Annotated in this window: 19 protein-coding genes; 4 read left to right on the top strand and 15 right to left on the bottom strand. The window is 59.1% G+C overall.

The genetic code is table 11. From position 1 onward, the window contains the following. Window positions 1-24: 24 nt before the first annotated feature. Window positions 25-834: an alpha/beta fold hydrolase gene (locus G518_RS0115785; protein WP_028603381.1), complete on the top strand. Its 810-nt coding sequence runs from the start codon at window positions 25-27 to the stop codon at window positions 832-834. Window positions 835-1014: 180 nt separating this feature from the next. Here the strand turns inward: G518_RS0115785 and G518_RS35390 are convergent, their stop codons facing one another. Beyond that, a complete protein-coding gene (locus G518_RS35390; RefSeq protein WP_051236793.1) occupies window positions 1015-1596 on the bottom strand; it encodes an alpha-ketoglutarate-dependent dioxygenase AlkB in 582 nt (193 codons plus the stop codon). A gap of 208 nt (window positions 1597-1804) precedes the next feature. Between G518_RS35390 and G518_RS0115770 the strand changes: the two genes are divergently transcribed. Continuing rightward, window positions 1805-2218: a hypothetical protein gene (locus G518_RS0115770; protein ID WP_156909416.1), complete on the top strand. Its 414-nt coding sequence runs from the start codon at window positions 1805-1807 to the stop codon at window positions 2216-2218. Between the two features lie 188 nt (window positions 2219-2406). Here the strand turns inward: G518_RS0115770 and G518_RS0115765 are convergent, their stop codons facing one another. Beyond that, a complete protein-coding gene (locus G518_RS0115765) occupies window positions 2407-3021 on the bottom strand; it encodes a hypothetical protein (RefSeq protein WP_028603379.1) in 615 nt (204 codons plus the stop codon). Window positions 3022-3149: 128 nt separating this feature from the next. Continuing rightward, window positions 3150-3710 (bottom strand): histidine phosphatase family protein, encoded by a 561-nt coding sequence (locus G518_RS0115760; RefSeq protein WP_028603378.1) that lies wholly within the window; start codon window positions 3708-3710, stop codon window positions 3150-3152. 298 nt (window positions 3711-4008) lie between these two features. On the opposite strand from G518_RS0115760, the gene G518_RS0115755 reads away from it, so the two are divergent. Continuing rightward, complete coding sequence (locus G518_RS0115755; RefSeq protein ID WP_028603377.1) at window positions 4009-5916, top strand: Lcl domain-containing protein; 1908 nt, start codon at window positions 4009-4011, stop codon at window positions 5914-5916. 66 nt (window positions 5917-5982) lie between these two features. Here the strand turns inward: G518_RS0115755 and G518_RS0115750 are convergent, their stop codons facing one another. Next, on the bottom strand, window positions 5983-6792 hold the full coding sequence (locus G518_RS0115750; protein ID WP_036594881.1) for an adenosylcobinamide-GDP ribazoletransferase: 810 nt from the start codon (window positions 6790-6792) through the stop codon (window positions 5983-5985). Next, entirely contained in the window at window positions 6789-7835 is a 1047-nt protein-coding gene (gene cobT, locus G518_RS0115745) for a nicotinate-nucleotide--dimethylbenzimidazole phosphoribosyltransferase (RefSeq protein ID WP_028603375.1), read from the bottom strand. The genes G518_RS0115750 and cobT overlap by 4 nt, the downstream gene beginning before the upstream one ends. On the opposite strand from cobT, the gene G518_RS0115740 reads away from it, so the two are divergent. Continuing rightward, window positions 7834-8601: a class I SAM-dependent methyltransferase gene (locus G518_RS0115740; RefSeq protein WP_028603374.1), complete on the top strand. Its 768-nt coding sequence runs from the start codon at window positions 7834-7836 to the stop codon at window positions 8599-8601. The two genes, cobT and G518_RS0115740, sit on opposite strands and share 2 nt — an antisense overlap. Before the next feature lie 654 nt (window positions 8602-9255). On the opposite strand, the gene G518_RS0115735 is transcribed toward G518_RS0115740, so the two are convergent. The 10 genes from G518_RS0115735 to G518_RS0115690 form a co-directional block, all read right to left on the bottom strand. Beyond that, window positions 9256-10845 (bottom strand): cobyric acid synthase, encoded by a 1590-nt coding sequence (locus G518_RS0115735; RefSeq protein WP_028603373.1) that lies wholly within the window; start codon window positions 10843-10845, stop codon window positions 9256-9258. Continuing rightward, window positions 10842-11903: an aminotransferase class I/II-fold pyridoxal phosphate-dependent enzyme gene (locus tag G518_RS35385; protein ID WP_051236791.1), complete on the bottom strand. Its 1062-nt coding sequence runs from the start codon at window positions 11901-11903 to the stop codon at window positions 10842-10844. Before G518_RS35385 ends, G518_RS0115735 begins: the two co-directional genes overlap by 4 nt. Next, window positions 11900-12889 (bottom strand): adenosylcobinamide-phosphate synthase CbiB, encoded by a 990-nt coding sequence (gene cbiB / locus G518_RS0115725; RefSeq protein ID WP_425414289.1) that lies wholly within the window; start codon window positions 12887-12889, stop codon window positions 11900-11902. The genes G518_RS35385 and cbiB overlap by 4 nt, the downstream gene beginning before the upstream one ends. A 5-nt stretch (window positions 12890-12894) precedes the next feature. Then, window positions 12895-13437, bottom strand: coding sequence for a methylated-DNA--[protein]-cysteine S-methyltransferase (locus G518_RS41015; protein ID WP_028603371.1), 543 nt, complete (start codon window positions 13435-13437; stop codon window positions 12895-12897). Window positions 13438-13519: 82 nt separating this feature from the next. After that, complete coding sequence (gene cobO / locus G518_RS0115715) at window positions 13520-14101, bottom strand: cob(I)yrinic acid a,c-diamide adenosyltransferase (protein ID WP_028603370.1); 582 nt, start codon at window positions 14099-14101, stop codon at window positions 13520-13522. Then, window positions 14091-14906: an ABC transporter ATP-binding protein gene (locus tag G518_RS0115710; RefSeq protein WP_425414288.1), complete on the bottom strand. Its 816-nt coding sequence runs from the start codon at window positions 14904-14906 to the stop codon at window positions 14091-14093. Before G518_RS0115710 ends, cobO begins: the two co-directional genes overlap by 11 nt. After that, window positions 14903-15850, bottom strand: coding sequence for a FecCD family ABC transporter permease (locus G518_RS0115705; protein ID WP_084651878.1), 948 nt, complete (start codon window positions 15848-15850; stop codon window positions 14903-14905). The genes G518_RS0115710 and G518_RS0115705 overlap by 4 nt, the downstream gene beginning before the upstream one ends. A gap of 32 nt (window positions 15851-15882) precedes the next feature. After that, window positions 15883-16803 (bottom strand): ABC transporter substrate-binding protein, encoded by a 921-nt coding sequence (locus G518_RS0115700; protein WP_425414287.1) that lies wholly within the window; start codon window positions 16801-16803, stop codon window positions 15883-15885. Then, a complete protein-coding gene (locus tag G518_RS0115695) occupies window positions 16800-17378 on the bottom strand; it encodes a bifunctional adenosylcobinamide kinase/adenosylcobinamide-phosphate guanylyltransferase (RefSeq protein ID WP_051236788.1) in 579 nt (192 codons plus the stop codon). The genes G518_RS0115700 and G518_RS0115695 overlap by 4 nt, the downstream gene beginning before the upstream one ends. Window positions 17379-17469: 91 nt before the next feature. Continuing rightward, window positions 17470-19296 carry a TonB-dependent receptor domain-containing protein gene (locus G518_RS0115690; protein ID WP_051236786.1) on the bottom strand — a complete coding sequence of 609 codons (1827 nt, stop codon included), beginning with the start codon at window positions 19294-19296 and terminating at the stop codon, window positions 17470-17472. Window positions 19297-19359: the final 63 nt, after the last annotated feature.

Below are 19359 nucleotides of genomic sequence, written 5' to 3'. Positions count from 1 at the left end.
ACTGAACTGAACCGAACTCAACGCATGCTCTCTTTAGTTTTCTCGCATGGAAACAGCTTCCCCGCGAGTACTTATCGCGTTGTATTAGACAGTTTGCGGGCGCGCGGGTTCACCGTGAGCGCGGTCGAGAAATACGGCCATGACCCTAAATACCCGGTCACCGACAACTGGCCTCATCTCGTTCAACAACTGGCGGACTTCGCCGCCAGCCAACGCAAGGCCAACGGTGGCCAAGCACCCTGGCTGGTTGGCCACTCACTTGGCGGAATCCTGAGCTTGATGTGCGCCGCCAGGCACCCGGATCTGGCGCGTGGCGTTTTATTGCTGGATTCACCCGTGCTCGGCGGTTGGCGAGCGGGCGCGCTGGGTGTGGCGAAGCTCACTCCGCTGATGAAACGCTTTTCGCCCAGCCTGATCAGCCGCAAGCGGCGCCATGAGTGGGACAACCGTGAAGCGGTGTATGAGTACTTCCGTGGCAAGAAAATCTTTGCCTCATGGGACCCACAAGTACTACATGACTATGTCGATCACGGCACGTTAGATGCAGACGGCCGCTGGCAATTGGCTTTTGATCGGGAGATTGAATCCGCCATTTATGACACGCTGCCGCACAACATTGGGGCGCTGCTGAGGGCGCATCCCCTTCGCTGCCCGGTATCCTTCATCGGTGGGCTGCAATCTGCGGAAATGAAGCAAGTGGGTGGGCTGGACCACACGCGTCGTATCTCTCGCGGGCGGGTAATGATGATGGAAGGCACGCATCTCTTTCCAATGGAAAAGCCCCTTGCTACCGCCGCTGCCGTTGAAGCCAGTTTGCGGGCGATGGCTGGCTAGGAGGCTGTCGGACTTGGAGCGCCGATAGCGAAAATGGGCCCCAGCGAGGACAGTTTTCGCGGGATTTGCAGGCCCATAGCCCAGCTATGGGTCAAAAAGACCGTGAAAAATGGACCGCTGCGGCCCATTTGCAGCCGGCGATTTCCAAGTCCGACAGCCTCCTAGGACGCACGGCCCCTTTCAAGCCGCCGTCCGAACCCGAAATGCCAGGCTGATCCTGGGTCCCTGGGCCTTGGAGCACTTCGGAATACCGTGGTCATGCGTATGCTGCGAAGCATGGCTCATCACGAGCACGCTGCCCGGATCCAATGTTATTCGCTGGCTAGGGCCCCCCTTCTTGGAGCGAATCAACATATCTCGCGGGGCACCAAGGGAAAAAATGGCGATGGGGTAGCCGGCCATCAGATCGTTTGTACGGTCGTTGTGCATGGCCACGCTGTCGTGCTCATCTCGGTATAGATTGAGCCCTACACGGGTGTAAGGGGCCGGGGCCACTGTTTGCACGGCCTCGAGCGCGGCTTTGATACAAGGTGGGCAATCAGGATCGTTCAAGGACGCGCTGGCCATCAACCGCGGTACATCCACGATGCGGTCGTACATGGGGCGCCGATCGCTGCGCCAGGGTATTAGGGGTCCCAAGGCCGAAAACCACTCGGAGACTAAGCGTTCAGGCACGCAGCCCGGGTAGTACCTGATACCGCCTTCGGCATCTCGCACCAACTCCACAGTCTCATCAGCGAGTAACGATAACTGGATATTCATACCGGGTATCCTGTTAACTCCAGAAGATGTTATTACTGGATAAAACAACAGTATATGGCAAACACCCGAATTGTGACCAACATGAGTGGTTGCATCCGGCATTACTCAGCTTATTCCCCAGGTTTTGCGGGAAACACACCCTAGGTCAACAGTGGAACCCAATCGCCTAGCTTGCAAGGTCTGTGGCACTCTTGCGTTGGAGAGTACGTTGCTGGTCAACAGCGGCTTGTGCATGTCATGCGTCAGAGCCGCCGCCGACAAAGCGCTCTCCGAGCTCAACGATGCTCTCTGGAAGAAATTTGGTGTTCTCTACGTCTCGAACCCCCTCGCCTTGTCAAGAAACAAGAACACCTCCTACAGGCAAAGCGTGTTGACGTTCTCGCTTGGCGTCGCGCAAGCATTTGACGAGCTAGGGCTGGCGACGGTCAGTCTTCTGGAAAGGTACCGCCAGAGTCCCGAGCACTTCTACATTGCTCCGACCGACCTCACCGAAACTGGAAATCAGTTTGTAGGAGCCTGCTTCAACAAGTGGCTGGCCAAAACGGACAGATGGAAACCGGAGTCCCGCACCGCTCAGAAACTCAAGGAGAGCCTCGCAAAAGAACTCAGAAGGTGTGAATGAATCCGGCGTGCCCGAAAGGGCCGTCAAAAACTGCCCGATCAAGGCGCAAAGCGCAGGCATAGCTCGGGCTATGGCGAGCATTTGTAACGCAGAGCGGGTGGTTTTGGGCGGTCAAGGCGGACATGAGGGATTCGTTCACACCTTCTCAGGGCATTCAAGGCAGCTTGAAGTGCCGAGGCTGCCAACATTCAGGTGGGGCTAGCGAGGAATGCCTTAGCCCGCACCAATAGTTCCTTGCTCGCTTTCTTGGCGGGGCGTCGCTCCGCCATCTTCCCGGCAAGTCGCTCCACAATAGGCCGATGCTCCATGCCAATGGCGATCTCAAGCAGTGCTTCCTGGTGCGGATGGATCCCCGCGTAGTCCCTGCCGACTTCGGCACATCGTGACACGGCTTCGTCGAACAGCTTTGCAAAGCGGCCAGCATCATGCCGAGCGTTTATCAGAAGCTGGAAGAAGGCCCACTCCACCATATGCGTGTCATTTGGAAGCCCTCGTCCGCCCCAATCGAAGGCGATGGCCTGGCGCAGTAGCGGCTCAGCAGTTTCGATCTGGGCCCCGCTATTGAATGCGATGCCCGCGCGCACGAGATAGTTCATCGCCTGATTGGGTTTGGACTGATCCGCTCCATATTCGGCATCCGCCCGTTCGGCAGCAAGGCAGAAAAGCAAGGCAGCCTCAGCGTGAAGCTGCCGGTCCTGCCTGCGATGCGCGCGGTCGCCGATATCAAATGCAGAGAAAGGTGCATCGGCCTTCTCTTTGATCAGTGCTCGCGCTGCATCGCGGTCAAAAGTCGGCAGGTTCATTGCTGTATGAAGAAGCTGGGCCGGATAGCGCGCATGCCGTACTTCGGCGTGTTGGAGCTAGAAGGCTACACCTAATACTAATACGGCAATCACCAGCCCCTCCTTAGAGCAGTGCAAGCCTCAGCGCGTCAGGGTCGTAACTCCAGGGTTTGGCCAAACGGTAGATCTACCGCCGGCCAATCGGCAGCAGTGGCAGGAAGATTCACCCCTTTTGAGAGCAGGATCGACGCACGCATCACGCCGGCATGGGTAATCCAGAGGGCATCCACTTCACTGGAGCACCATTCGCTCCAAGCTTGTGCCACGCGGTCCATCAAGGCCGCGACCGTTTCACCCTCACCGCCCGGTCTGGCATGTGAAAAATCACTCAGCCAACGGTCAAACTCTGCCTGCGGTATATCAGCCCATGGCTTGCCTTCCCAAGCTCCGAAGTCCATTTCACGAAGGCGTGGATCATCACTAAAGCTCAGGTCCGGCCTGAGGGCCTGCAGGCTCCGGGCTAGTTGTTGGCAGCGCAGCAAGGGGGAAACCCGCACGACCAAGCCCTCAGGCACCCTTTCAGCCAGCCGCGCCGCCGCCTCAGCATTGGCTGCTCCGTCCGCAGGCAGGTCAGTGGCGCCATAGCACACGCCTTTTTCAATCAGCACGGGGGCATGGCGAACCAGCAAGAGCCTGGAATCGTTATTCATCTCGGCAGAGTCCAACTTGGGCGGGTCATTCAGTCAATCGGCTTGCCATTTGACGGAATCCGGTTTTTAAGCCGACCCCATGGAACCAGTTCGTTCGTGAGGTTACTCAACTAGGGAGCGGCTATTACACCCGTATCTATCAGTTGACCATGTGTCCCGCCTTACTTGAGAATGCGGTCTTTGTGGGGTAAGAATATATATTACCTTTCGCACTTCTTTCGTTACGGCTTCCGGCAACAGCAGCTAGGAACTTCCGCTCAGCCGCACGAAAACATTTTCACCTAACGAAAGAAATCTCATGCAGAGACTCTCAAAATGCCTCTCGCTCGCCGCGTTTGTGCTGCTTACGGCCTGCGGCGGATCGGGAGACTCTGATTCGGATAGCGCAAGCAAGCAAGCCATCGGCAAAATTCATCTGAGCGCCCCACTCGTTGGGGCTCAGGTCAAATTGCTGGACGCCAACGGAAACCAGGTAGGCAACACAGACCGTCCAACAGACGCTGGCGGCGTCTTTCATCTCGCCGTACCTGAAAACAAAACCTCACGTTTTCGCATCACGGCGACAGGTGGCACCTATGAAGGCAAGCCGTTCAAGGACACCTTGGTCCTGGACGTCGAGAATTTTGTAGTTGATGAAGACGTGCTGTACGCCAACGCGGCCACCACCATGATCAGCCGCTACATTGACCTCCACCCTGGCATTGGAGTTGAAGAAGCATCTAATAAGGTCAAGCAGTTTCTCCAGATTCCTACGACCTCCAGTGCAGGTTTCGACGTAGCCAACCCCAAGCAAAGCTACTTCAGCCATGATGTGCTGCTGAATCAGGCAGCGCAAAGCAATGCCACCTCACTGAACGTGTTTCTGAACAGTGTCGTAGGTGAAATGGCAGCAGGCGCTCCGTCTCACTCTTTCGCCAGAACGCCTACGGTAGGTGGAAAGGAATTCTCGTTGCTGGACTTTCTTGCCGAAGCTCTAGCAGAGGAAGGTGTTGGCTTGGTCTTTGAGAAAGCCTCCGCGCTCGACGGCCTTGACAGCACAGCTGAAATCCTGGAACAGCTGCACGAAATTAATGCCAAGCTCGACAACCTCATCAAACTTACGTTCGAGTTGCTCAGCGGCCAAAAGGACGAACTGCTCCAGAACCTCACGCTGTCATTGGCCAAGGATGTGACGTTCATCCAAGGACAATACAAACATCTGACCACGGTGGCTCAAGCCGCCAGCAACACCTGCGACCCCAAAGACCAGGCCAACTTCTCGGCTTGTGAGAACTTCAGAAACCTTGATCTGGACATCCGCAAGAAGAAGATCGAGGGCTATATAGACGCCATCCTGAATGAAACGACGGGGGTGGAAGCACGTCTGGCCTCCATTGCCGCTCAGCACATCGCCATGACCGTGACAGAGCCCGGACTGATTGTGCGTGCCAACGACTTCCTGCGAACCACCAGGCCGTTTGACGCGCCCATTACTGATCCGCGCCTTATCGAGCTGCACGATTACTACAGGGCCATTCAAGAGATGGGTGTTCATCTTTTGGTGGAGGCATACAGCTACCGGGCCCATGGGCCAGCGCAGAAGGCTGCAGACACGTACCGGCCCAAGGCAGCAGACAATGGTGGCCAGGCAGCGCTTGATCTGTATCTTTATGACAGCCTGCCTAAGCAGCTGGCTCGCATTGAGGAAGTGCGCTACAAAGACGAAGACGTGATCGAACAGCTTCGTACTGGCCTCGTCTGGCTGCGGGGGCCCATCACCAATCTGCCCTCCACTCAAGAAAACGGCTGGGAAAATTACCATAGCCTTGCTCACTCCGCCTGCGTGCAAAAGGCAAAGCAGAAATTCGGTGGTTACTCTACCTGGCGTCTGCCGACAGAGGCTGAGTTGCATGCAGTCGTCAAAGGTGAAGACAGCCCCAATAACAGTGGCAATGCCGACGGCGGCACTGGCATTTTTGAATGGTTCGTCAAGAAGGGCTTCAAACAGGCCACGGCTACAAACGTCCCCAACACTGAGGGGTTCTGGCCAGGCCAACCTGCAGTAGCCTATTTCTCCAACACACGATCAGGCGACGCGTACTTCGAGGCACTCTGGGACTATGGAGTGGATTCAGCCCACATCCAACCCGTCGATCCCTACCAGCCAGCGCAGTACCGAGTCAAAACGGCCGGCGCCTGGTGCGTAGCCAACAAGAGCTCAGAGTAATACTCTGAATAAAAAAAGCAGGCGAGAGCCTGCTTTTTTATGCCTGAGACGACTCCATCACCATGCTTATTGCACGGCGAGCCCCAGGTAGAGCGCGAGTTCACAGACCTGCTGAACCGCGCCCAGCGTGTCCCCCGTAAAGCCCTGCAGACGTCGGCGGAGCCATCTCAGCATGAAAGCGAGTGCAGCCGTCCAAAGGATCAGCGCGACGATCAGGTGACCGAAGCCGTGAGCTTGCCAAATGAGAAGCAGCGCCGGAATCGACCACAGGCATCCGGTGCGAAAACCCAAGCCTGTGACTGCTTCAGCAATAGGCTTTGATTTGGAGTGTTCTGCATCGCTCACGTAAGGGAGAGTGCGCATCACCACCAGCGGTGCCAAGCGAGACAAGACATGCGCCGCCAACAGCGCAGTCATGACAGTCCAGGCACCACTTTGAGCTATGGATCCCAGTAGCACCACTTTCAAGCCCAAGGCCAGAATCAGCGCCACCGTTCCGTAGCTGCCAATGCGTGAGTCCTTCATGATCTGCAGGGCACGTTCGCGCGAAACGTTGCCACCAAGACCGTCTGCCGTATCAGCTAAGCCGTCCTCATGAAAAGCACCGGTAAGCCACACCGTACCTATGGTGGCGATGAAAGCCGCCGCCAATGCGCCAAGCGCACCCATGGGCAACCACGCCAACGCCACCCCCATAACCACCGCAGCCACGCCCCCTATTACCCACCCCACTGCGGGGAAGTACGCACTGCTCGCGCTCAGCATTTCAGGGCTATACCCCACCCATGCGCCTAGCTTGCCGGTGACAGGAATGCGCGTGAAAAACTGAAGTGCCAGCAAAAAATGGCGCAGTGCCGACTGATTCTTTTCGTTCATTCGGATTTTCCCGACACGCCTGCCGATTCAAAACTGGCCATGTCACGCAAGATAGCGCAGGCCGACTGCAACATGGGCCAGGCCAGCGCAGCTCCGCTACCTTCCCCCAGGCGAAGCCCCATATCGAGTAGCGGCGCGGCACCCAGCTCCCGCAACATGCGGGCATGACCCTGCTCGTTCGAAAGATGGGCGAATACGCATCGCTGCAATACACCGGGAGCCAATCGTGAAGCGAGCAGTACGGCACTTGAGCTGATAAAGCCATCGACCACGATCACGCGCCGTTCGTACGCAGCCCTCAGCACGGCACCTGTGAGCGTGGCGATCTCAAACCCTCCCAGGGCGGCCAGCACGGCTATCGGATCACTCGCGTCTGCGCCCACGTTGGCGGCTAGCGCCTCACGTAGTACAGTGATTTTTCGAGCAACGCCCTCCTCGTTCAAACCGGTTCCCGCACCAGCGCACTCAGCGACATCAATGCCCGCCAGCCTAGCCAGCAGCAAGGCTGCTGCCGAGGTGTTTCCAATGCCCATCTCGCCGAGCAACAACGCATTCCCAGGCAGGTCTTGCACGATCTGCATACCGTTAACGACAGCTTGCTCACATTGGGCAAGACTCATGGCAGGGCCTTGGCTGGCATCTTGGGTACCAGAGGCTATTTTCTTGACCAACAGCCCAGGTGCAGGCGGGAAATCGCGCCGGACCCCGCAGTCAACCACCGTCTGCGTGATGCCGTGCTGGCGTGCCAGCACGCTCACCGCCGCACCGCCCGCCAGGAAGTTACCCACCATTTGCCAGGTGACGTCACTGGGATAGGCCGATACGCCGCGCATGGCAATGCCATGATCGGCGGCGCACACCAGAAGCTGAGGCGCGTGCAGCACCGGCGACTCACTACCGAGGATCATGCCTAGCTGGTGTGCCAGCGCCTCTAAACGACCAAGAGCCCCAAGAGGTTTGGTCTTGCCATCCAGCTTGCGCTGCACGCTGGCCGCCAATGCGGCATCATGAAGGTCTTCGATTATTTGGAATTCAAGCGCCATGAATGAAGTACACGTTGCCGCGCAGGAAGGTTATTCAAAACAAGCCCAAGCCTATTCGCGGGGCCGCCCTGATTATCCAGCCGAGTTGGGCAATTGGTTGAAAGAAACCCTCCATCTAGGACCCGGTCGCAAAGTGGCAGATGTGGGCGCGGGCACAGGCAAGTTCACCCCGCTGCTGACCGCTACCGGAGCTGATGTGTCCGCTGTGGAACCAGTTGATGCTATGCGAGAAAAAATTGCATCTGCGCAACCCAACGTTCGCACACTGGCTGGCACCGCGCAGAGCATTCCCCTTGCAGCGTCTTCGCTCGACGCCATTGTTTGCGCGCAAGCCTTCCACTGGTTCGCCAATCGCGAGACTATGGACGAGTTTGCTCGTGTATTGAAACCTGGTGCGTCGCTTGGGCTGGTGTGGAATGTCCGCGATGAATCAGTGGATTGGGTGGCGGAGTTGACCAACATCATGACTCCTTATGAGGGCGACGCTCCCCGGTTCTACAAGGGCGACTGGCGCCGAGCGTTTCCGCATCACGCCTTTAGCCCGCTCCAGGAAACCCGCTTCGAGCATGCCCACATAGGCTCCCCTCAGCAGGTGATCTTGGATCGGGTCATGTCTGTGAGTTTTATCGCGACTCTGCCGGAGCAGGAGCAAGCATCGGTGCGTGGACGCGTTGAGTCGTTGATTGCATCTCATCCGGAGTTAAAGGGGCGTGAGGTTGTACGTGTGCCGTATCAGACGCAGGCCTACTATTGCGGGCGGATTTAAGAACGTGTTTTCGTTCTTGGAACAATCCCTCAAGGCGTGTCTAGAGCAACCCGACGACTGCTGCCGAGTCTTGAACTTATCTTTCCCAGCAAGGGAAAGGTTAACTACACGAAGGCCGAGCGCAGCAATGGCCCGAATCAGGTTCCCCACCCCTTTTGGCCGTGCTGAGGAGCGCAGGTCAAGGGGCCGGCCATCCGGGGGCGAGCAAGAGCACTGAAAGATGCTCTTGCTTCGTGAACTAGCTTGCGGCAGCTGTTTGAACGTCGAGAGCGAAGCGAACGCAGCGAGTTCTGCCGCACCGCCCCCGGATGGCCGGCCCCTTGACCGAGCACCGCAGGGTGCCCGGAGCGCAGCGCAGGGACACGGACTTGGGGTCGCATTTCTTTGGTTCGTTGCTTTCGGCCGGCGCTCCGGGTGCGAGCAAAGAAAGGGACTGCGCAGCCGGGCGCAATCCCGGCCTCCGACCTAAAGAGAAGAGCAGAAGGTAATTTACAACGGCAGCGCTAAATCAACCGCCGCTTGCCCTCACCCCCGCCCTCTCCCAGAGGGAGAGGGAGTAAAACCAGCTCACAGCCTCTGGTTCTGGGGCTCAAGTCCGCAGGCGCGCCTGCATCAGTCTCTCCCAGAGGGAGAGGGAGGAAGGGAGCTAAGCCTTCACGCAATCAAGGCGTCCAACACCCCTGGAGCAAAGTCTGCCTCGATACCGGCAGCTAACCGCTCAAACACATCCTCCAGCGACAAGACCTGCGCCCCAAAGAGCGCACGCAGTACCGCCTCATCCTCGAAGAGGCCATGCACATAAACACCCAGCACATTGCCAGCCACGTTCTGCCACCCAAGTCCTGCAGCAATCTCGCGCGCCACATCGCCTTTCGCCGCCATCGCAGGATGCTGAGCAGTCTGGCCGCTGTGAATTTCGTAGCCGGCTGCTTCGATCGATGAAAGAGCTGCCCACGGCCCCTTCAACTCATCAAAGCGAACACGAGTACGGCGCACTGTCTTCTGCGGCTCGAACGAGGTTACCAACGGAAGCAGCCCGAGACCGGGCGCGTTTCCTTGGCTTTCTATACCGTAGACATCAATCAAAGCCTCACCCAGCATCTGCAGGCCACCGCAAATACCCAGCACCCTTCCGCCACGCGCGGCGTGCTCAGCAATGGCGGCGTCCAGCCCCTGCTCACGCAACCAGGCCAGGTCAGACGCGGTGGATTTGCTGCCTGGCAAGATAAGGGTGTCAGCGCCCTGAATCTGGGACGGCGTGCGAACCCAGGAAACATGCAACCCGGGAACGTTCTTCAGGGGCTGAAACTCATCCAGGTTGCTGATACGCGGGTAGGCGATGATGGCAATGTGGCGGGGGCGAAGCTTGGCGGTGTCTTCTCCTTGAGCAGGAGACGAAGCCCCCGTGACCCCACTCTTTTTCTCCTCTACGAGAGACGGGCCACTTATGGCGCGCTCGTCAAACAAGCCGTCTTCTTCCGGCAAACCGTGGCCAAAACGCATAGGCACCACAGCCACCACAGGCACGCCAGTCAATTCCCTTATCTGTTCTGGCGCCGGTGCGAGCAGCGCCGCATCACCGCGGAACTTGTTGAGCACAAAGCCGTTGATACGTGCACGGTCTTCTTCGGGCAAGAGCGCCCAAGTACCGTAGAGATGAGCAAAGGCGCCACCGCGATCGATATCGGTCACCAGAAGACAACGCGCATCAGCATGGCGGGCCACGCGAAGGTTGACCACGTCATTGGCCATCAAATTAATTTCAGCCGGCGAACCCGCGCCTTCTATGACCACCACATCGTTTTCAGCGCGCAAGGCATCCAGAGCCGCAGCGATCTGAGGCCAGACGCGCTCGCTTCGACCTCTCCAAGGCAGCGCGGTCAACTCAGGGCTCACCTGCCCCAGCAGGACCACTTGGCTGTGCGTGTCTGCTTCAGGCTTGAGCAGCAAGGGGTTCATACGCACCTCGGGCTCAGCTTTTGCAGCCAATGCCTGAAAGTACTGAGCAGAACCGATTTCGCCCGCTTCGGGCATCGCTTGTTTCTGCCATTTCTCCCCACCTGGCGTGTCAGGAGTAGTTGAGACGACACTGGCAACCACCCTGGCGTTGTTGCTCATGTTCTGCGCCTTGAAAGGGGCTACCTTCAGGCCTTTGTTGGCGTAATAACGGCAAAGCGCAGTGGTAATCCAGCTTTTGCCGGCTCCGCTGCTGGTGCCCAGCACCATGACGCATCGGGCGGTCATGCTCTGCCCTCTTCGCTCAGTGCGCGCATCAGTTCATCTTGCACTGCAGGGCTGGTTACCGCCATCCGCGCGCGACCGGGCAAACCGAAGCTGGCACAGTCGCGCAACTTGATCCCTCGCAGGCGCAGGGCTTCAAGAGATGTCTTCATATCGAACTCACCTTCAGCCCGCGCTTCATGCCCGCGAGCGATCACAAAAAAATTGGCGTCACTGGGAGCCACGCTCCAACCAGACGCGCTAAGCAGCCTAATCTGGCGCGCTTTCCAGATCTGAAGTGTTTTGCGGCATTCAGCCAGCCATTGATCAGCATCCACGGTAGCCCAGCATTGCAGCAGCGCCACGCCGTGGGCACCGATTGGCCATGACGGAGCCAAGGCTCGAACCCGTGCAAGCAGCGCGCTCTCGTGGCGTGGAGCAATGGCGTATGCCGCCCGCACCCCCGTCAATCCCAGCGCTTTGTTAGGTGTAATGAGTCGCCAGACCCTATCCAGCCCCGATTCATCCAGCGCCAACGCCCCACTAAGGCGCAATGGCGCGTAGGCTTGGTCCAGCACCATGGTCTGAGTAGCTTGCAGGGTGGCCACTTGCTGAGCAAGATTCTCGTGCGCCAGGCCCAAGGGGCTGGAAGGATCGCAGGCCCAGATCAGGGTGGCTTGTTCAGAACCGGGAACGCGCCGTAGCCCCGCGGCATTGGCGGCGTGGGCATAGTCCCCGTACGCATGCACGGGCACCCAGACCGAGGCAACTTGACCGGATGCCGATGCATGGATGGCCACTGCCACGCTGAGACGCTGGATCAACTCGCTGCCGCTGCCTCCGAGCACGATACGCGAGGGCGCCACGCCGTGCCATGTGGCCAACTGAACGATGAGCTCAGTGTAGGAAGGATCTGGGTAATGCCGCGCATCGGCCTCCCGCAGGCTCTGTGCGGCAGGAGGGTAAGGGCCACAGGCGTTGGAATTGGAAGAAAGGTCGTGCGGTGGCACACCCATCATGTCCGGCCCGCCATGAGTGACGCCTACATCAAGCGTCTCCGTAAGAGATCCCAATGCACTCATGCCAATGCCACCAGGAGAGCACCGCAGCTCATCAGGGCAGCGGCCAAAACGGTACGTGAGCCGATCGCGCATGCGCGCAAGGTGTCCAAGGGTTGAGGCGCCCGAGCAGTCTCATTCAGCGCATACACACCCGGCTTGCACAACCGCGTGCCCAACGCGAGTGCCATGGCAGCCATGGGCCAGCCACCGTTTGGTGAAGAGGTGCGGCCAGCCTGAGAGGGCAAACGATGCCAGCCACGCAGCCCGCCCCACAGGCCAATGAGCAGCGCCGTGATGCGCGCAGGAATCCATCCCAACACATCGTCAGCACGCGCTGCCCACTTACCTGCCCACTGCCAATCACGCCCATTTCGGATGCCTTTGTAGCCCCACATGGCATCTGCCGTGTTAGCGAATCGAAAAAGGGCTGCCCCTGGCAGGCCCAGCAAGACAAACCAAAATAAGGGGGCTACTACGGAATCGTTGAGGTTCTCGGCCAGCGATTCAATAGCACTTTCACGGACCTCCTCGGCAGATAACGCCTCAACATCGCGGCTGACCAGGCGGCTTAGTTGCAGACGGCCGGCTTCAAGTGACTCCGCCAAAGCTCGCTCTACTGACAGCACTTCATCATGAAGCATTGCCCATGAAAGAAGCGGCTTCAGCAACAAACCCAGCGCCAAAGCGGCCAACCAGGAAGGCTGAGTCAGCACCCACGACTGAATCAGCCAACTGAGCGAGAAAATAGCAGCCGCCGCGGCGCACCACGACAAGGCAGCCAACCAGAAAATACGCAGTGGGTGGCACAACGCGGATTCATCTTCGGTTGGTGCTAGCCGGGTGCCAGCCCACCCCAGCCAACGCCCCATCCAAACCACTGGATGCCAACGCACAGGTGGTTCGCCCAACAGTCGATCAATGGCGATCGCGAAAGCAGGCGCACAAGCCAGCAGCAGCACATTGGTCTGCGTGGTACCAGAGAATTCCCCCCACCATGGCCAAAGCACCCCCGTCACTCAGGGATGCTCCAAAGCTTGCCTTGGGGTTGCGCAGCGCCCTCCTCCAGCGCGAGCAGAAATTGCTTGCGCGGCAGGCCTCCGCCATACCCCGTGAGTGTGCCGTTGCTACCGATCACACGATGGCAGGGCACGACGATTGATACCTTGTTCTGCCCATTGGCGGCAGCCACGGCTCGGCTCGCCGTGGGGCTGCCAATGTGCCGGGCTTCCTGACCGTAGCTCCAGGTTTCGCCGTACGGGATCTCCAGCAAGGCCTTCCAAACGCGCATCTGAAATGGTGTGCCCAGTAAATCCAGAGGCACATCGAAAACACGCCGCGCACCGGCGAAGTATTCGGCGAGTTCACGACCCAATTGTTCGGTGAGCGAGTTCTGGCCTGCCACTGCCGGCCCGCCGGCCGCAGCCTCCACCTGAGCCATCTCGCGGTCGACGCGTGGCTGCCCTATGAATTCGAGCATGCGCAACCCCCGAGGCGAAAACACAGCGATCATTTCGCCCACCGGGGTGGGATAGGTATGCAGGGTATGGTCGGACATATCGTTCTATCGAGAAATTTGAGGGGATTGTCCATCGAATTCCACTCACACCCGGAAACCAAAAATCCTCAATACTGAATACTCAATCCTCAATTCCCCGCTGCGCCGGCACTCCGGCCTTGAACGCGTGCTTGATGAGCGTCATTTCGGTGACGGTGTCAGCTAACTCAATCAGCTCCGGTGGACAGCGCCGGCCGGTTAAGCACACGTGCACGTCGGCAGGCCGTTCCTTGAGGGTTTTCAACACGTCATCCAAGGGCAACCAGCCGTAGATGAGCGGATAGGTGATTTCGTCGAGCACCACCAGGAAATGCTCGCCACCGAGGATAGCCGCCTTGGCCTTTTCCCAGCCATCACGAGCCAGCTGAGCTGAGTGCTCAAGGTCTTTGCTCTTCCAGGAAAAGCCATCGCCCAGCCCTTCAATGCGCAGGCCGATTTGCTCAAACATGCGGTGTTCGCCGAAGCGAGCAGAAGGCACTTTCATGAACTGAAAAATCACCACTTGCTTGCCATGCACGTGTTGCCGCCCAAAGGCGCGCAGCGCGAGGCCAAAGGCAGCCGTGCTCTTGCCCTTGCCATCACCTGTATTCACAATGATCAGGCCTCGCCGTTCTCCGGCGGGTTTGTCGTAACGTTTCTCGGTAGGGGGAGTTTCAATCTGCATGAATAGCCTTTTCCCGCGGCGCGCGCGGCAATGCCACCCACCCTCCCTGCAGGGCATGGATGGTGATTCGGTTGTCGAACGCAGCCTGCAGGGCTGCATGAGTGGTGGGGTCTGCGCAAGGGCCGTGATGAACGATACGGCCATCGCGCACGATAAGAAGATCGTCCGCCTGCAACGCCACGGAAAGCTCGTGCAGCACGCTGACCACTGTGTCGCCAGCGGACACCCGTCTCCGTACGATAGCAAGCCAATCGGATTGATGCGGCGGATCAAGATGAGCCAAAGGCTCGTCCATCAGCAACACCGGCGCTTCAACTGCCAAGGCACGCGCCAGAAGTACACGTTGGCGCTCCCCTCCCGAGAGATCGCCCAGCCGACGATCGCGCAGATGCCAGACCTGTGTCTCATGCAGCGCACGCGCCACCGCAGCATGGTCGGTTGACGACGCTGGCGCCAACCAACTGCGGTGGGGCAAGCGGCCAAGCAGAGTGACATCGTAGGCGGTGAGATCGTCTCCGCCCGACTCACCTTGCCCTAACCAAGCCAATTGGCAAGCGCGCGCACGTGCGGTCCATTCACCAAGCGGACGCCCCTGCAGCAGCACGCGACCGGCCGTAGGTAGCAGCCCAGCCATCGCACGCAAAAGAGTGGATTTGCCGGCACCATTGGGGCCCACAATGCTGGTCCACCGGGCGGATGGCAGGCTCAGATCGATCTCGTGAAGGATGGGAGTAGCGCCGATACGGGTCGCAGCCGAGCTTACCGAGATGGCTACTGAATCAGCGTTGGCAGCCACAATGTTCACCTCGTTCTCCGGTACATGAGCCACAGCAGGTAACCGCCGCCCAGTACAGCCGTGAGCACGCCCACCGGCAACTCTTGCGGCCAGATAAGGGCTCGCGCAGCGATATCCGCCAGCATCAATAACACCCCGCCCATCATGGCGGAGAGCAGTACCAAAGGCCCATGCGTGACGCGCGCCAACGGCCGCACCAAATGCGGCGCCGCGAGTCCTACAAACCCAATCAATCCCGCCTGAGCCACCGCAGTGCCCGTGGCCAGCGCCAGCACCGCCACCAAGGCAATGCGCATCGGCGCCAGTGGCAGCCCCAGGCTTTGCGCAGTCGACTCCCCCAAACTCAATCCATCAAGCACACGGGCCAACATCCACGCTAATCCCATAGCTGGCAGCAACACCCCAGCCATCACCGCACAGGCGCTCCAACCTATGAAGGCCGTATTCCCGAGCACAAAGCCCACCATGGCGGACAACACCTCCGGCGCCGACAGTGTGACGAGATCCTTCAGGGCGCCAAGCACATAACCCACCACCACGCCAGCCAGCAGCAAGCGCATGGTGTGCTGCGCGCCTTTCGCCAACAAAAGGGTCAGCAGCACCCCGCCCAGGGCACCAAGAAAGGCCGCGCCGGTCAGGCCCAACCTACCGACCCAGGAGGCTGTGTCTGTACCGCCGCCCATGAGTGCCAACGCAATCGCGACGGCCAGCATCGCACCTGATGCGCTGCCAAGCAGGAACGGATCCGCCAATGGGTTGCGAAACAAGCCTTGTGCCACGGCGCCGGCCAAGCCCAACAAGGCCCCTGTCAGCCACGCGCCCACCGTGCGCGGAAGGCGAACCTCCCCTACGATTTGCCACGCGACGGGATCATCTCGCATGCGCAACACGCTCTCGAAGCCGGTACTACCAATGCCGGCGCCCACTGCCAGTGCCAAGACTGAGAGCGCCATCAATGAAAAGGCCAACCAGGCCGCGCGAGAATTCACCGGGCTACTTTCAAGGACGGCCCTTTCTCTATCACGCAACTGGCCATGAGGCGCGCTGCCTCGGCCATGCGTGGCCCAGGCCGCAACAAGGCGTCAACCTGCGCCGCATCAAAGATACACATATGCTGCCCCCGCACCGCGCGCAGATTTTTCCAACCGGGGCGTTTACCGAGTTCAGTGGAGCTGCGCTCGCCTGCCATGATGAGATCGGGATCAGCGCGCAGCACGTATTCGGGATTGATTTTGGGAAACGGACCCAGTTCGGGTTCGATGATATTACGCATGCCCAATGCCTTGAGCATCTCGCCAATGAACGAGCCAGGGCCCGCCGCGTGTGGACCAGGACTCGCCTCAAAATAAACCCGCTGGCCCCGCAGAGGCTCAGGCACCGACTTCGCCGCCTGTGCGACGCCGTCATCAATGGCCTGCATCACACGCTCCGCACCAGGCACCCGCAGTATTTGACCGAGTTTGTCTATGACCCTGCGCACGTCCGCGCCGGTCTTGGGTTCCAGTGCCGCCACTTTCAAGCCCAGCGCGCGGAGCCGATCGCCAGCGCGCGAAGAAGTGGCCATCAGCACCAGATCGGGCTTGAGTGCCACAATGGCTTCGATGTTTGGATCGAGGCCTCCGCCCACCTGCTGCAGCTTTTGTACTGAAGCCGGCCAATTGGAATACCGGTCAACACCGACCAGGCGCGCGCACGCACCGAGTTCACAAACGGTTTCCGTGAGCGATGGAAGCAGGCTTACGATGCGTTGCGGCGGAGCAGTCAGATTGATGACAGTGCCTTGGTCATCAATCACTTGGTAAGCATGGGCTGCCGGAAGCACGGCGAGCGAAAGCAACGCAGCCATCAAGGGCCAAACCCGAGCTGCTCGCATAGGAGCCTTTACCAAAATCATCCACCGCATCATGGTGAACCTTTCAAATACAGCGGTAATCCGGCCGCCATCAAAACCACACGCTCACACCGCTTGGCCACTTGCTGATTCAGGACGCCCAGCGCATCGACGAACGCTCTGACTTCACGCCCCATAGGTATCACTCCCAAGCCGATTTCATTGCCAACCAGCACAACGGGGCCAGGAGAGGATTCAACCGCTCGGAGGAAACAATCAATGGCTTCTTGTGAAGCCATCATCTGCTCACTCAAAGGCTCAAGAGGCATCAGCAGCCCGGTGAGCCATAAGGTCAGGCAATCAACCACGCGAATCGTCTCTGGGCCGCCTGTATCCGCTATGCCTGCATGCACGTCTCCAGGCATTTCCAAGGTAACCAGTCCAGGCACGCGTTCGGTCCGCTCCCGCTGATGGCGCGCGATGCGTTGACGCATCTCTTCATCGTGCGCTTGTGCAGTAGCGATGAGCACCGCCTTATGAGTAGGGCTTGCGCGTAGCCAAGCAGCAGCAAGCTCCTCGGCACGCCGGGATTTCCCGCTTTTCTGCCCCCCGAGGATCAGCTCGCTACGCGCAACGTTCAGTTCAGCCATGAGCAATTCAAACGCTTGCCAAAGCAAATAGCCAGGTTTGGCCGTCGGCCTGCTCGCAAGGGGGAGATCCCCCTTGCCGCTTCAAACGAGCTTATTTCGGCATCCATTTCAAGCCTACGTAGAACTCCCGTCCCGCTGTAGCATAGCCGCGCGCCAAGTTGTAGTTCTTGTCTGCCACATTGTTAATGCGCGCGAGCAGTGTCCATTCGCGTGCGATCGTGGTGGTGGCATACAGGTTAACCAAACCATATCCGCCCAGCTTGGTGGTATTAGCGGCGTTTTCGAAGCGCATGGACGAGGCCACAGCTTCTGCGCCCAGTGTCCACTCGCCAATACGGGTATCCGCAGCCAGTTTCAGCAAGCGCTTCGCCCGACGTGCCAGCGCCTTATCGGTGTTCAGGTCTTTGGGGTCCTGAAGATCGAGCGAGCCGCTGAGATTAACCACACCCAGCTTGTGCGCGCCAGAGATCGTTACGCCCATGTACTCCGCACGGCCGGTATTTTCGTAACAGCCGAAGGGGTCTCCGCAAGGGCCGGCAGCGCCGAAGGTGATCAGATTGCGTACGCGATTCCGGTAGACCGTTGCACCCAGGCGGCTGCCGCCTTGAGCCCAATGAACGCCCAACTCGATGTTGCGGCCCTTCTCTGGCTGGAGCCCCGGTTGGCCGTACTGCGAGAAGCGTTGATAGAGCGTAGGCACGCGGAAAGACGTACTGGCTGCAGCCGTTGCACGCCATCCCGGCGCAAACGCATAGCCATAGGAAACGCCGCCGGTGTTCTGGCCACCGAATTCGCTGTCATCGTCCCGGCGCAGATTAACCTGCACGGTGTGTGCACCACCCGTGTAGCCATATCCCAAAGCCACCGCATTCTGATGCCTGCCTTGATTGATTGGTGAGTTAACCATGTGGTCTCCTCGCCGCTCCAATCCGGCAGTCAGCAGATGTCCGCCGCTGCGCCACTCGTTTTGAAACAGGAAATCGCGCAAAGTGGTTTCGCTGCGATAAACACTTGGTTTCGTCTCGTAGATTTGACGCGATTCGCTAACCGACAGGCGAGTGCTGTAATTTTTTGTCCATTGGGCGGACCAGCTCAGGCCGCCAGTGCGCAGGCGGTTCAGGCCATGGTCGTCAAGATTGGGCGTAAAGCCATCGTACTGAGCATCCATGTTGCTGTACGTACCGCTGGCAGTCACCCGATGGGCATCATTGATCTGCCAGCCGACGCGAGCGCTGGCGTTGGTATTGCGATACCCGTCAATATCCGGGTTGGTGCCCGGACGGCTATCAAAACCGTGGCTGGTATCGCGCGCGAGTCCCAGCGAATAATCCACCGCGCCGCTCTTTCCAGACAAGCCGGCCTCAACCGACTTACGCCCGCGATTGCCAATACCTACCCCAACGTAGGGGCTGAAAGCGCCCTCACCTTTACGGGTAAAAATCTGGATCACGCCGGAAACGGCATCGGAGCCGTATACCGCCGCCGCTGCGCCTCGAACGATCTCTATGCGATCGACTTGGCCAAGGGCAATAGATTCCCAAGGCGCTCCGCCCGTGGATTGCGAGTCAACCCGCACGCCGTCGATGTAGACCGCCGTAAAACGATTCTCCCCACCTCGTAGAAACAAGCTGCTGGTACTGCCAGGGCCGCCGGTGCGCGACAGCTCAATACCCGGTTGACGCGCCAGCAGGTCAACCATACTGACTGCTCCACTGCGCTGGATTTCCTGCGAGTCGATGAGCGTCACATCGGCCAGCACATCGGCCAAGGGTTGGGCCACACGAGTGGCTGTGACCATGGTTTCGCCTAAAGTGGCGGTGGGCGGGATTTGGGGGTTGGTTTGGGCGTGCGCGGCGAAAGCAGAGGCCAAGGCGAGCGGTATCAGCGCCTGCTTGAAAGGAAGCGGAAATCTTCTCATGACATTGAACGTGGGTGACAAACCCCCAACCGGCTTCCCCGCCGGCACATGGGGTGAACTAGC

Source organism: Ottowia thiooxydans DSM 14619 (assembly GCF_000422885.1).
Classification (GTDB): Bacteria; Pseudomonadota; Gammaproteobacteria; order Burkholderiales; family Burkholderiaceae_C; genus Ottowia; species Ottowia thiooxydans.
This window is presented reverse-complemented; position numbering and strand designations above follow the sequence as displayed.

Excerpts from the sequence above, each read along its gene's own strand:
- G518_RS0115785 (WP_028603381.1), top strand. The coding sequence starts at position 25 with ATGCTCTCTTTAGTTTTCTCGCATGGAAACAGCTTCCCCGCGAGTACT.
- G518_RS35390 (WP_051236793.1), bottom strand. The coding sequence starts at position 1,596 with ATGAATATCCAGTTATCGTTACTCGCTGATGAGACTGTGGAGTTGGTG.
- G518_RS0115765 (WP_028603379.1), bottom strand. The coding sequence starts at position 3,021 with ATGAACCTGCCGACTTTTGACCGCGATGCAGCGCGAGCACTGATCAAA.
- G518_RS0115760 (WP_028603378.1), bottom strand. The coding sequence starts at position 3,710 with ATGAATAACGATTCCAGGCTCTTGCTGGTTCGCCATGCCCCCGTGCTG.
- G518_RS0115755 (WP_028603377.1), top strand. The coding sequence starts at position 4,009 with ATGCAGAGACTCTCAAAATGCCTCTCGCTCGCCGCGTTTGTGCTGCTT.
- G518_RS0115750 (WP_036594881.1), bottom strand. The coding sequence starts at position 6,792 with ATGAACGAAAAGAATCAGTCGGCACTGCGCCATTTTTTGCTGGCACTT.
- G518_RS0115740 (WP_028603374.1), top strand. The coding sequence starts at position 7,834 with ATGAATGAAGTACACGTTGCCGCGCAGGAAGGTTATTCAAAACAAGCC.
- cobT (WP_028603375.1), bottom strand. The coding sequence starts at position 7,835 with ATGGCGCTTGAATTCCAAATAATCGAAGACCTTCATGATGCCGCATTG.
- G518_RS0115735 (WP_028603373.1), bottom strand. The coding sequence starts at position 10,845 with ATGACCGCCCGATGCGTCATGGTGCTGGGCACCAGCAGCGGAGCCGGC.
- G518_RS35385 (WP_051236791.1), bottom strand. The coding sequence starts at position 11,903 with ATGAGTGCATTGGGATCTCTTACGGAGACGCTTGATGTAGGCGTCACT.
- G518_RS41015 (WP_028603371.1), bottom strand. The coding sequence starts at position 13,437 with ATGTCCGACCATACCCTGCATACCTATCCCACCCCGGTGGGCGAAATG.
- cobO (WP_028603370.1), bottom strand. The coding sequence starts at position 14,101 with ATGCAGATTGAAACTCCCCCTACCGAGAAACGTTACGACAAACCCGCC.
- G518_RS0115705 (WP_084651878.1), bottom strand. The coding sequence starts at position 15,850 with ATGGCGCTCTCAGTCTTGGCACTGGCAGTGGGCGCCGGCATTGGTAGT.
- G518_RS0115700 (WP_425414287.1), bottom strand. The coding sequence starts at position 16,803 with ATGATGCGGTGGATGATTTTGGTAAAGGCTCCTATGCGAGCAGCTCGG.
- G518_RS0115695 (WP_051236788.1), bottom strand. The coding sequence starts at position 17,378 with ATGGCTGAACTGAACGTTGCGCGTAGCGAGCTGATCCTCGGGGGGCAG.
- G518_RS0115690 (WP_051236786.1), bottom strand. The coding sequence starts at position 19,296 with ATGAGAAGATTTCCGCTTCCTTTCAAGCAGGCGCTGATACCGCTCGCC.